Consider the following 12,346-nt stretch of genomic DNA (forward strand, 5'->3'; position numbering starts at 1 on the left):
CCATGAGCATCATCCTGAATGGCCTGACCGGTGCATTGGCCGCCCAGGCTGCCCTGAATGCCACCAGCCAGAACGTCGCCAATGCGATGACGCCAGGCTATACCCGCCAGGGCGTGCTGCTGGGCTCGCTGCAGACGCCCCAGGGCGGCTCCGGTGTGCAGGTGTCGTCGCTGCTGCGCTTTTCGGACGGCTACAAGAACCTGCAGCTGTGGCAGGCCACCAGCAATCTCGGTCAGTACAAGGCCGGGCAGGCCTATTTGACGCAGCTCGAACAGGTGATGTCCGATGACACGGCCAATATCAATGAAGGCATCGACCAGTTCTTCGCCGCACTGAATGCCGCCAGCGTGCAGCCAGAGTCCGGCCCCCTGCGCGAAGCGGTCATCACCGCTGCCGATGGGCTGGTCAAGCGCTTTGACAGCCTGCAGCAGCTGTTTGCCAATCAGCAGACCGCCATCGCGTCGCAGCGCGACGGCGTGGTGAGCCAGGTCAATACGCTCACCCAGGACATCGCGCTGCTGAACAAGCAGATCGCCGCCGGCCGCAGCGCCGGTGTGAACGACGCCGGCCTGCAGGACGCAAGAGACGAGAAGATCAAGTCGCTGTCGGAACTGGTCAGCCTGCAGGTGGTGGCGACGCCGGACGGCGCCAAAAGCATCTCGCTCAAGGGCGGACAACCGCTGGTGGTCGGCGCCGATGCTGCCACGCTGATGACGGACGGTCCCGATCAGCTCAAAGTGGTGTTCGCCAGCACCCAGTTCACCTTTGCCGATGCGGGCCTGGGGGGGCAGCTCGGCGGACTGGCCGATTTGCAGAAGCAGGTGTTGACGCCCATGGCCACCACCATCTCGGAATTGGCCCTGGGCATGGGCAATGCCTTCAATACCCAGCTCGCCGCCGGCTTCGCGCCGCCGGCCGCCACACCCGGCCAGCCGCTGTTCGACACCAGCAGCGGTCGGCTCAAGCTGACCGGCCTGTCCGCCGCGAATCTGGCGTTCTCCAGCAGCCCGACCGTCAGCGGCGACAGCGGCAACCTCACCGCCCTGGTCGGCCTCAAGAACAAGACGCTGACCATGACCACCTTCGACACGAAGGGCGCCGCCATCGGCACCAGCAATGTGGTGCTGGGCGACGTGTTCACCCAGCTGGTGGGCAAGCTGGGCGTGGCCAGCAGCCTGAACCAGGCGTCCCAGACCACCGCCACGACCGTGCGCGACCAGGCCGAGGAGAACTGGAAGTCCAGCAGCGGCGTCAATACCGACGAGGAAGCCATCAGCCTGATGCAATACCAGCAGATGTACCAGGCCAACATGAAGGTCGTGGCCGTGGCCAACCAGTTGTTCGACAGCACCCTGGCCATGCTGGGTTGATCCGGGAGCCCCCCATGCGCATTGCCAGCAATCAGTACCACACGACCATGAACAGCGCGCTGCAGGCCGCCAACGAAGGCCTGACGCACGTGATGCAGCAAATGGCCTCCGGCCAGCGGGTGCTCAAGCCGTCCGACGACAGCATCGCCACGCTGCGCCTGTCCCGCCTGTCCCGCGAGGAAGCATCGTTGACCCAGTACCGGGACAACATCGGCGCACTCAAGAGCCGCCTCAAGACCAGCGAAGTGACGCTGGACAGCATCAAGGACGACCTGCAAGCCACCCGCGACCTGCTGGTCTGGGCCGCCGACGCCGGCAACACCGGCGACGACTTGAACGCCATGTCCGGGTCGATGAAGACCTTGCACGACAGCCTCCTGTACCTGGCCAACAGCAAGAATGCCGAGGGCCGTTATCTGTTCTCCGGCACCGCCAGCGACCAACCCACCGTGGACGCTGCCTATGCCTTCCAGGGCAACCTCCAGACGCAGCAGGTGGCCGTGGCCGACAACATGACCGTGCCCGCCAATGTGACGCTGGAGACCATGGGCGCCTTCCTGCAGCAGCTCAATGCGCTCACCGGCCAGCTCGCCGCCCCCGGCGTGACCGCCGAAGGCGCCCACGCCAACGTGACCGCCCTGATCACGGCCCTGGACCAGACGCTCAATTCGGTCTCCGGCAAGATCGGTCAGCTCGGCGGTCGCCAGAACATCCTGGAGACGCTGGACAACAACCATGCCTCGGTGAGCCTGTCCAACCAGCAGGCCGCCCTGGACATCGGCCAGATCGACTACGGCGAGGCCGCCACCCGGCTCAACAGCTACACCCTCGCACTTCAGGCCACGCAGAAGGCCTACGCCAAGGTCAGCGCGCTGAGCCTGTTCGACGCCATTTCCTGACGCGCTGCCATGGCCTCTCTGCTTGCCCCCGCCACGCCCTCCGTCTTGCCTCGCCTACCTGCCGGTACAGCGACCGCTTCGGCAGCCGGCAGCGGCGCCACGGCGGTGGCCGGCGCTTCGGCCACTTCCAGCGCCCTGGCGGGTTCGGGCGGCTTCACCGCCCAGGCCGGCGCGGTCCTGGGCAACGAGTTTCGTCCTGCGACGCAAGGGCTGGCCGCAACCGCGCAGACGCTTGCTGCACCGCCCACAAGCGGCTTGATCGAGCGCGGGGAAACGGATCCGTCCGTCGCGTTGCGCGCCGATGCCGAGTTGCCCCTGTCTCGGCAGCCTGGTCAGCAGCAACGCCTGGGGCGCTTGCAGCAAGGGCTGGACTATCTGGACCGCCTGGCTTCGTCCGTCCAGCAGGTCAAGCACGGGCTGAGCGACACGCTGGCGCGGCGTAGTGCCCCCTCAGACTCCCTGAACCAGCAAGTGGAGCAGCTGCGCCAACTGTGGTCGCAGCGCGCCGAAGCCGCAGGCGGACGGGTGGATGCCCAGCTGCAGGCCGCCGAAGGACCGGATGCCAGCGCCCGCCAGCGCTTCAAGTTGCGCGGCCTGGACCTGGCCGTGCTGCAGCAAGGCGGTCGGGAAACCCTGCGCCTGCAATTGCCCGGCCAAGCCGTGCCGCAAGGCGAAGGCACCAGCAGCAAACCGGTTCAACTGGCGGTGACGCTGCAGGGGGAAGGCACCCAGGAACAGCTGAATGTGCTGGCCAAGGCCCTGGCTCCGGCGGGGCTGGAAGTGCTGGTGCAGGGGCAGGACATCGTGTTCCAGATGGCCGAAGCCCAGTGGCCCGCGCTTCGGGACGGCCTCACGGTGCGCGGAGAAGGCAAACGCTTCCCCAGCGGTCAACCCGTGCGCGCCATGCTGGAGCCCGCCCCCGAAGCCCTGCAACCGCAGCGCTGGAACCTGCAGGACGTGAAAGGACAGCGCGAGGCGCTGGGCCAACTGCTGCAGGCCGAACCGCGGCTGGCGCAGGCGCGGCAGACCCTGGGCCAGCAGTTTCAGCAAACCGCCAAGCCCGTGGTCACCAACGTCGAGGAGGCCAAGGACCTGGTCAGCGACATCACCAGCACCATGAAGGCGTTGGACTTCCAGTCGCTCGGGGCGCTGCTGCCGGCTGTGCAGGGACTGCACCGTCAGCGCGTGCAGCAGTTGCTCAACCCTCGCTGATCAAAGATCGCCCACCAGATCGTTGTACTGGTAGGCGGCGCACACCGTGTGCGTCTTCAGCGGACTGTTGGACAACTTCAGCACCAGCGTGCTGAGCGCCGAGTTCTCCCGGCAATTGCCCTGGCTGACCGACCCCAGAACGCTGGCGCCACTTCGCAGGCGCGCCAGCTTCGATCAAGGCCACATTTGCTTGTAAACCGCAGTGCGAACTGCAAGGCTTTGTCACGGGTGTCCCCTCCCCCTAACCCAACGGTCCGGCGACTGAAGAAGTGCCCCACCTTCGGTAGACTCCGGCCCGATGAATGCGCAGGTCTCCCATCCTCTAACAACTCCTGACCCCGACCCCGTTTCGGGCGCTGAGCCGGCGTCCGCGACGCCCCGCTACGCGCGCCTGGATGCGCTGCGTGGCGTGGCCATGGTGTGGATGACCGTCTTCCATTTCTGCTTCGACCTGGCCTTCTTCCGCCTCATCCACCAGGACTTCTATCGCGACCCGGTCTGGACCTGGCAGCGCAGCGCCATCGTCAGCCTGTTCCTGCTGTGCGCCGGCATGGGGCAGGCGGTGGCGCTGGCCCAGGGGCAGACGGCCGAGCGCTTCTGGCGCCGCTGGGGGCAGATCATGGTCTGCGCGCTGCTGGTGTCGGTGGGGTCGTGGTGGATGTTCCCCCGCTCCTTCATCAGCTTCGGCGTGCTCCACGGCATGGCCTTGATGCTCATCATGGTGCGCTTCGGCTTCTCGCGGCTGTCCAACCGCTGGCTGGTGCTGCTGGGACTGGTGGCGGTGCTGCTGCCCTTGTGGGCGGCACATCCGTTCTTTGACGCCCGCACCACGAACTGGGTGGGCCTGGTGACCCGCAAGCCGCTGACGGAGGACTACGTGCCGGTGCTGCCGTGGCTGGGCCCGATGCTGTGGGGCTTTGCCCTGATGCGCACCCGTGCGGTGCAGACCCTGCTGCAAAGGCCCTTGCCCGGCGTGCTCAGGCCGCTGGGGGTGCTGGGGCAGTGGTCGCTGTCCTACTACATGCTGCATCAACCGGTGTTGATCGGCGCCCTGATGGGGGCCAAGGCGCTGGGCTGGTTCTGAGACCGGCGACAATCGGGCCCATGAGCGCATCCAGACAATCCAGGGCCGGCGGCCCCGACGCACCGGCCGCCGGTGGCAAGACCCAGATCCTCTTCGGCTTTCACGCCATCACCGTTCGCCTGAAGACGGCGCCGGACTCCGTCCAGGAGATCCTGTTCGACGCCACCCGCAAGGACCAGCGCATGCGCGGCTTCCTCGAGAAAGCCGAGGCCGCCGGTGCCCGCCTGGTGGAAAGTGATGACGAGCGGCTGCTGAAGCTGTGCGGCACGCACCGCCATCAGGGGGTGGTGGCGCGGGTCAAGCCGGTGGCGCAGCACCATTCGCTGGACGATGTGCTGGACGGCGTGGAAGGCCCGCCGCTGCTGCTGGTGCTGGACGGCGTGACCGACCCCCACAACCTTGGCGCCTGCCTGCGTGTGGCGGACGGTGCCGGTGCCCATGCGGTCGTCGCACCCAAGGACCATGCCGTGGGCCTGAATGCCACCGTGGCCAAGGTGGCCAGCGGCGCCGCCGAGACGGTGCCCTACCTGATGGTGACCAACCTGGCCCGGACCCTGAACGAGCTCAAGGAACGGGATATCTGGGTCGTCGGCACTTCCGACCAGGCAGAGAAGACGCTGTACGACCTGGACCTCACCGGTCCGGTGGCGCTGGTGCTGGGCGCGGAAGGCCCGGGCATGCGGCAGCTGACGGCCAAGACCTGCGACGAGCTGGTGCGCATCCCCATGCAAGGGGCGGTGGAAAGCCTGAATGTGTCGGTGGCGGCCGGTGTCTGCCTGTACGAGGCCCTGCGCCAGCGCAAGCCCTGAGGCTGGGCGCAGCCGGCATGATCTTTGCGGGGATAATCCGGCCATTCTTTCCCATCCCCTCCCCAAGAGCGTCCCGACATGCCCGTCATCGAAGTCAAACACCCCCTGGTCAAGCACAAGATCGGCCTGATGCGGGAGGCTGACATGTCCACCAAGAAGTTCCGCGAGCTGACCGGCGAGGTCGCCCGCCTGCTGGCCTACGAGGCCACCGCCGACTTCCCGCTGGAGAAAACCACCATCGATGGCTGGTGCGGACCGGTGGAGGTGGACCAGATCGCCGGACGCAAGGTCACGGTGGTGCCCATCCTGCGCGCGGGCCTGGGCATGCTGGACGGCGTGCTCGACATGATGCCCAACGCCAAGGTGAGCGTCGTGGGCCTGGCGCGCGACCACGAGACCCTGCAGCCGGTGAACTACTTCGAGAAGTTCGTGGGCAAGCTGGAGTCGCGCACCGCGCTGATCGTGGACCCGATGCTGGCCACGGCCGGCTCGATGATCGCCACGATCGATCTGCTTAAGAAGCGGGGCTGCCAGGACATTCGCGCGCTGGTGCTGGTGGCCGCGCCCGAAGGCGTGGCGGCACTGAACAAGGCTCATCCGGATGTGCGTTGCTGGACCGCCGCCATCGACTCTCATCTGAACGAGCAGGGCTACATCATTCCGGGTCTGGGTGACGCCGGCGACAAGATCTTCGGCACCAAGGAGTGAGCGAAGGTGTCGCGCCTGCGCGTCACTCACAGCCGCGGCGCGTAGCTCCAAGGAGCTGTTGTTAGTCCGAAGGGACCATGACGTCCCCGTGCAAAGGCCTGCATCCGCAGGCCTTTTTGCTGTCCGGGCTTCCCGCCTGAGGCCTGCACGAGTAGGCTTTGACGTCATGTCATCATTTCGTCACTTACTTCCGATAGCGCAGGTGCAGGCGGATGCCATGCTGCTGTCCTGGTGGCGCGGCTTGCGCGCCCTGGCCGTGCTGAACATTGCCCTGTGGCTGCTGGTGCTGAACTTCGGTCCGGTGCATGGGCCTTATGCGCAGACGCATCTGGCGCTGTCCGGGGTGTATGTGCTGGTGTGTGCCTACCGCTCGATCTTCCCGCGGGTGGATCTGGAGCGGCTGGTGGTCGTGGACACGCGGCTGTCCAGCATCTTCCTGGGCCGCAGTGCGGCGACGGTGGCCGAGATCTGCTTTGCGCTGCAGCTGGGGCTGATCGTGCATCAGCTCGGCGCGCAGGCCGGGATGCCGTGGGTGCAGAAGGCGGCCTGGTCCATTCCCATCTTCATGACGGTGGCGCAGGCCTTTTGCTGGCACAGCGTGCTGACGCTCAATCACATCACGCAGGCGGTGGAGTCGTCGCTCTGGGCGGCCGGCTTTTCGTGGATGGCGGCGCTGCTGGGTGTGATCGCCCTGGGCAGCAGCGGCTGGGTGCAGGCGCTGGCGGTGTTCGGCATGCTGGGCTCGGCCTGCTTCGTGGCCTATGTGCTGCGGGTGGACGTGCCGATGTACTGGCGGCGGTATCAGCAGGGGCGCATCCAGGGGGTGACCTACATGCGCTTGCACCACGGCGCCCGCGACGCCTGGGAGCGACGTGTGCACAGCGGCAGCTGGGACGCCTGGAAAGCGGATGCCATGTGGCTGACGCCTTATTTCAGCTTCGGGGTGTGGATCAGCATTGCCATGGCGTGTGTGCCGGCGGGGGTGTCCGTCTCGCTTCGCTGAGTGACGTCCACAAATCCGACCACGCCGGGTATGACGGTCGATCTACGGCCCGACCTCGTAGCATTTTTCGACCCGAAGCAACTGCATGCGGCGTGAATCGGGGGCTTCGCTGCTTAGTTCGCTGAGCTTGATCTCGCGAAACAACGCTGGTTGGCGCCACACCAACAGCGCCTTCTCCTGGGAACTCGCCAGCGGAATGGCTTTCAGAAAAGGCTGCGACCCTTGTGCATGCTGCCGCTCGAAGTCGTCTTTGAACTGACAGTAGCCGGCGGGTCCGGCATCGAACTCAAAAGCGATGGCATGCAGCATCGCACTCCCTAATCCGCTCGTCGGAAGGGCGAATGCTGCCTTCGAACCAAGGAGGCAGGCGGCGAACGAGAACAGACAGAGAAGTCCCAGTCCAATATTTTGGAGCTGCTCCCGCATGCGCAGTCGATCCGGGTCACCCTGGGACAGCGGGTGCCAACGAAAGACTAGCGTTCTCCACGGGCGAGCATGCGCAGGGCGTGGAGGTGACGTGCGAGTGACTTCGGCGATGAAATACAGAATCTCAAACACCACTGTCATCGCCGAAAGCGCAATTCCGACTTCAAGAAGCGTCATGAATGCAGTGGCGGCGAGCAAGGTCATCGGGACGTTTGCAGCCGAAGTGCCAAGCGCTTCGCCCACCCAGAGCTGCGCGTAGCCGCGAGCAACGTAACCACCCACGATCGGGATGATCGCCACCACAATTTTGAAGAAGGGATCTTCCAGAAGCTTTCTTAGAGCGGGAACTGCAATGAGCGTGGACGCAGCCAGACCGCAGACAAAGATGACGTAGCAGAACAGCGAAAGCGTCAAAGTCAGAATGCTTACCCTGGACAGCAGAAGCGTGAAAAGGGCGACTGCGGCGGCGGTATGCAGCGATATCGTGAACCAGATTCGAAACTGTCCAATCGCTTTTATCTGCGATTGGATACCGTCACGGAGATGCTGCTTCGGCTCTCTGCAATAGCGGACGAACCAGGGGACGGTGACAGCCAGTACGGGGATCAGCAAGGCGCCGACGATGGCAGGCCAATAGTGCTCGATGGACATGAACGCTGCAGTCTCAGACTAGAAGCTTGTAGAGGTGAGCGGGGCCGTGGGGCGATGGCAACCGTGCCTTGTTGCCACGTACGCATGCCACCGCGATTGGAGGCGCTACAGTGTCCACCATGAAAGCGATCCTCCCAACACATCCTCGTTGGCCTGATTGTCAGCGCCGAGGCCTCTGGGCCCCGGTTTGCTTCGCCGCTGCAATGACACTTTCACTCCTGGTGCCTGCCACCGCGGTGGCCGGGCCTCCGCGACCGGTGGGCCACGGCGGCGCGCAGGGCAGCGCCGCTGCGTGTTCTGCGGGTGTCTGGCTCGGCACCTTGGGTGGCACCCCGATCTCATTGGAACTGAGATCGCCGGAAGACCGCGCCCAGGTCGGACGCTACTACTACCGCGCATCGTTGGGGGATCTGTTCCTGAAGCAAGACGCGTCGACCGGTGAATGGCAGGAAGAGGATGAGAATGGCAAATCCACGGGGCTGCTTCGTCTGAGCTGCCAATCGGAGACGCTTAGTGGGGAGTGGCGCTCAATGGACGGTGCCCGGCGTTTGCCGGTGCTCGCCAAGGCCGCTCCTGAGGCGCAGTACCCGGTCGCCCGGGCAGGCGCCATCAAGCCAACGGGGCAGAAGAGCAGCAACTTCCAGAAGCGCCGTTTCGACCTGTTGACGTTCGGCCCGCAAGGGGGCGGTACCGAAGGCGTGCGCCTGGTCGGCACTGCCGCCGGCCTGGATGCGATCAATGCGGCCCTGCGGCAGGCGGCCGTCGAGGCGGTCAGTGACCATCTGGAGTGCAAGGCCTCCGGCCGCCTGGAGCGAGGACCGGACGCCGGTTACGAGGCGGAGATCCGTCAACAGGTGGAAGCCTGGAACGATCGCTACGTCGTGATCCGTACCTACACCGAAGGCTACTGCGGCGGCGCGCATCCCTGGCACGACACCTTCACCACCACGTTCCAGTTGGACACGGGCGCCAAGGTGGACGTGTCGACCTGGCTGCTGCCCGAATACCGCAAGGACATCGGCGACGCCTCACCGCTCGGGCGCCTGCTGCGCAAGACCTACGAGAAAGGCGACCTCGGCCCTGAGTACAGCGAATGCAAGGACTCCATCGCCTGGAACGGCGCCTCTCTGCACGGGCTGCCGGGGCAACTGGTGTTTCATACCTCCGCCCCGTATGCCTTGACGCCCTGCGCAGAAGACGTCGCGCTGCCTTTGGCGCAAGTGCAGCGCTTCCTGTCGCCGGAAGGCCGCCAGGCCATGATGGCGTTCCGCTAACGCATATCCGCTGAGGCACGCCCGATGACCCACGTCCGCCGATGCACTTCCGCTGAAGCACGCCCGTAGATCCACGCCCCCGCCATGTACACCCCCCAGCCCTACGCCGAGACCCGCACCGAAGAACTTCACCGCATCATCCAGGCGCAACCCCTGGGCGTGCTGGTGACCCAGGGTGCGGACGGGCTCGATGCCAATCACATCCCCTTCCTGCTCGACAGCACCCCGGAACACGGCACGCTGCTGCTGGCCCACGTCGCCCGGGCCAATCCGGTTTGGCAGACCGGCCTTGACGGCCAGGAGGTGATGGTGGTCTTTCGCAGCGTCAACGGCTACATCTCGCCGAACTGGTATCCCGGCAAGCAGGAAACGCATCGACGCGTGCCCACCTGGAACTACGAGGCCGTCCATGCCCATGGACGGATGTTCGGGCGCGAGGACGCCCGCTTCCTGCGCGGTGCGCTTGCCCGGCTGACGCGCCATCATGAAGCCAGTCAGCCCGTGCCGTGGAAGATGGGGGATGCGCCCGCGGACTACATCGATGAGCTGCTGCAACACATCGTCGGCATCGAGATCCAGGTGACGCGGCTGGAGGGCAAACGCAAGCTCAACCAGCACCACAGCGAGGCCGACCGGCAGGGCGCCATCGACGGGCTGATCGCTGCGGGCAACCCGGCGCTGGCCAGTGCCATGCAGGAGGCAGCGCCGGAATGACAAAGGCCCCGCCAGAGCGGGGCCTGTTCAACGGGTCAGGGCCAATCCCTCATCGGCAGTGGCCCGATGAAGTGAACGAATCCGCCGCCCGGGGGCTGCTCACTTCAGCTTGAAGCTGGCCACAGCCTCCACCAACTGGGCGGACTGGTCCCGCAGGCTTTCCGCCGCAGCCGCGGACTGCTCGACCAGCGCCGCATTCTGCTGCGTCATCTGATCCAGCTGCGTCACCGCCTGACCGATTTCCCCCAGCGTCAGCGCCTGTGAGGCACTGGACGACGAGATCTCGCCGATGATGCGCGTCACACGCTGCACGCTGGCCACCACGTCACGCATCGTGTTGCCGGTTTCACCGACCAGCCGGCTGCCGCCATCCACCCGCTCCACCGAGGCGGAGATGAGCGACTTGATCTCCTTGGCCGCTTCGGCGCTGCGCTGCGCCAGCGAGCGCACCTCACCGGCCACCACCGCAAAGCCCCGACCCTGTTCACCGGCCCGTGCCGCTTCCACGGCCGCGTTCAGCGCCAGGATGTTGGTCTGGAAAGCAATGCCGTCGATGACGCCGATGATGTCGGCAATCTTGTTGGACGACTGCTGGATGTCGTTCATGGTGCTGATCACCTGATCCACCATCGCGCCGCCGCGGCCCGCCACGTCGGAAGCGGTCTTGGCCAGGCTGTCCGCTTCACGCGCGGCTTCGGCATTGAGCTTCACGCCTTCGCTGAGCTGGGCCATGGCAGCACCGGTTTCTTCCAGGCTGCTGGCCGCCTGCTCGGTCCGGTTGGACAGGTCGGCATTGCCGGTGGCGATTTCCGTGGAGGCGTGGCGCACCTGGTCCGCCGCCGAGCGCACGCCGGCAATCGTCGAAGCCAGTCGTTCCTGCATCTCCAGCAGCGAGCGATTGAGCTGCGCCATTTCGTCGCTGCCGTTGACCTCGCGGGTCTGGCGCAGGTCGCCGTCGGCAATCGACTGGCTCAGGCTCTGCGCTTCGCTCAGCGGCTCGGTGACCGAGCGGGTGATCACCAGCGCGATCAACACGCCCAGCACGCTGGCGGCAACCATCAGCGTGATGACCAGGGTGCGGGTGGACTGGGCCTCGGCCTGTGCTTCTTCACGAGCCGACTGCAGCAGCTTGCGGGTGTGCTCGGCGAAGACGTCGATGCTCTCCAGATAGGCATTCATCGCCGGGATCAGCTTGGTCGCAGCGGCGGCCTTGATGTCGTTGCCGGCTGCTTTTTCCTTGACCAGCACGTCCCGTGCGTCCTGGTAGGCCTTGCGGGCTTCACCGATCTTGTCGATCAGGCGGGCGCCCTCCGGTTCCTTGATGTTCTCGTCCAGCTCCTTCTGCACCTGGTCGATGCGGGCGGACAGCTCCTTGGACCGCGCGGTGAAGGCCTTCACGAATCCCTCGTCGTCCATCACCATCTGCACGATGCGGCGCTGGATGTTGCCCTCGGTCATGCCAGCCCACTGGCGCGAGAGTTCCAGCACCCGCATGTCCACTTCCACCAGGTGTTCGATGCGCTGGTGCAGCATCGACACCCGCACCACGCCGACGGTGGACGCCACCGCCATCAAAACGATCACCAGGGCAAAACCGGCCAGCACGCGGGTGCGCAGGCGCCATGCATTGAGCTTGAGCATTCTTCTTCCTTGTCAGCAGGACCCGGGGACGGTCCATAGTCTCTGGGGCGCATCCTCACCCTTTCAGGGGAAACACGGAAGAGGCCGAAGCCGGCGCTTTGTGAATTGCGACGCGCTGGACGCAGGGTGTCACGCGAGCGTCACGCTGGGTGTGTCTTTTTCACGTCGATATACGAACATCGTCGTCTCGGTCCGTGGGCATCGGCCCTGGCGGGATGGGCGCTTGCAGCACAACGGGGCGAGGGGCGTTGACGATTTGGGTGGCGGCCGGCGCTTGCAACGTGATATCGCTGCGCGCCTGCGCCACGCAGGGAAGGATCCAGCCCGCAAGCTTTTCCTCGGCCGACAGGCCGGGCCATTCGATGCGGTGGTGGATGGTGCCGGACTGCAGCTGCGCGATGCAGGTGCGGCAGGTGCCGTTGCGGCAGGAATGTGGCAGGCGGATGCCGGCGGCCAGGCCGGCCAGCAGCAGGGTCTGGTCCGGGGCCGCCTCGAAGGTCCAGCCTTGCGGCTGCAGCGTCACGCGGAAAGGGGGTTCGTCCATGTCGATATCAT

12 protein-coding genes are annotated in these 12,346 nt (G+C 65.7%); 9 read left to right on the forward strand and 3 right to left on the reverse strand.

The window, feature by feature from the left end:
* The first annotated feature begins 2 nt into the window (after positions 1-2).
* From flgK to DES44_RS04725, 7 genes are all read left to right on the forward strand, one after another.
* Positions 3-1,370: a flagellar hook-associated protein FlgK gene (gene flgK / locus DES44_RS04695; RefSeq protein WP_058935998.1), complete on the forward strand. Its 1,368-nt coding sequence runs from the start codon at positions 3-5 to the stop codon at positions 1,368-1,370.
* A 14-nt stretch (positions 1,371-1,384) separates the two neighbouring features.
* Positions 1,385-2,269 carry a flagellar hook-associated protein FlgL gene (gene flgL, locus DES44_RS04700; protein ID WP_058935997.1) on the forward strand — a complete coding sequence of 295 codons (885 nt, stop codon included), beginning with the start codon at positions 1,385-1,387 and terminating at the stop codon, positions 2,267-2,269.
* A gap of 9 nt (positions 2,270-2,278) precedes the next feature.
* Positions 2,279-3,481, forward strand: coding sequence for a hypothetical protein (locus DES44_RS04705; RefSeq protein WP_147306947.1), 1,203 nt, complete (start codon positions 2,279-2,281; stop codon positions 3,479-3,481).
* A gap of 298 nt (positions 3,482-3,779) precedes the next feature.
* On the forward strand, positions 3,780-4,565 hold the full coding sequence (locus tag DES44_RS04710; RefSeq protein ID WP_083525744.1) for an acetyltransferase domain-containing protein: 786 nt from the start codon (positions 3,780-3,782) through the stop codon (positions 4,563-4,565).
* A gap of 20 nt (positions 4,566-4,585) precedes the next feature.
* Entirely contained in the window at positions 4,586-5,374 is a 789-nt protein-coding gene (rlmB, locus tag DES44_RS04715; RefSeq protein WP_083525743.1) for a 23S rRNA (guanosine(2251)-2'-O)-methyltransferase RlmB, read from the forward strand.
* A 78-nt stretch (positions 5,375-5,452) separates the two neighbouring features.
* Positions 5,453-6,082, forward strand: coding sequence for a uracil phosphoribosyltransferase (gene upp / locus DES44_RS04720; protein WP_058935994.1), 630 nt, complete (start codon positions 5,453-5,455; stop codon positions 6,080-6,082).
* A gap of 166 nt (positions 6,083-6,248) precedes the next feature.
* Positions 6,249-7,085, forward strand: a complete 837-nt coding sequence (locus DES44_RS04725) for a hypothetical protein (RefSeq protein WP_147306948.1) — start codon at positions 6,249-6,251, stop codon at positions 7,083-7,085.
* A 42-nt stretch (positions 7,086-7,127) separates the two neighbouring features.
* Here the strand turns inward: DES44_RS04725 and DES44_RS04730 are convergent, their stop codons facing one another.
* Complete coding sequence (locus tag DES44_RS04730; protein WP_058935992.1) at positions 7,128-8,162, reverse strand: hypothetical protein; 1,035 nt, start codon at positions 8,160-8,162, stop codon at positions 7,128-7,130.
* 203 nt (positions 8,163-8,365) lie between these two features.
* On the opposite strand from DES44_RS04730, the gene DES44_RS04735 reads away from it, so the two are divergent.
* Positions 8,366-9,436 carry a polysaccharide deacetylase family protein gene (locus DES44_RS04735; protein ID WP_116001305.1) on the forward strand — a complete coding sequence of 357 codons (1,071 nt, stop codon included), beginning with the start codon at positions 8,366-8,368 and terminating at the stop codon, positions 9,434-9,436.
* A gap of 84 nt (positions 9,437-9,520) precedes the next feature.
* Positions 9,521-10,150 (forward strand): FMN-binding negative transcriptional regulator, encoded by a 630-nt coding sequence (locus DES44_RS04740; RefSeq protein WP_058935990.1) that lies wholly within the window; start codon positions 9,521-9,523, stop codon positions 10,148-10,150.
* Between the two features lie 99 nt (positions 10,151-10,249).
* Here the strand turns inward: DES44_RS04740 and DES44_RS25905 are convergent, their stop codons facing one another.
* Both DES44_RS25905 and DES44_RS04750 read right to left on the reverse strand, forming a co-directional pair.
* Positions 10,250-11,791, reverse strand: a complete 1,542-nt coding sequence (locus DES44_RS25905; RefSeq protein ID WP_058935989.1) for a methyl-accepting chemotaxis protein — start codon at positions 11,789-11,791, stop codon at positions 10,250-10,252.
* 160 nt (positions 11,792-11,951) lie between these two features.
* Positions 11,952-12,335 (reverse strand): 2Fe-2S iron-sulfur cluster-binding protein, encoded by a 384-nt coding sequence (locus DES44_RS04750; protein WP_083525742.1) that lies wholly within the window; start codon positions 12,333-12,335, stop codon positions 11,952-11,954.
* Positions 12,336-12,346 lie beyond the last annotated feature (11 nt).

It is taken from the genome of Roseateles depolymerans, assembly GCF_003387155.1.
GTDB lineage: Bacteria > Pseudomonadota > Gammaproteobacteria > Burkholderiales > Burkholderiaceae_C > Roseateles > Roseateles depolymerans.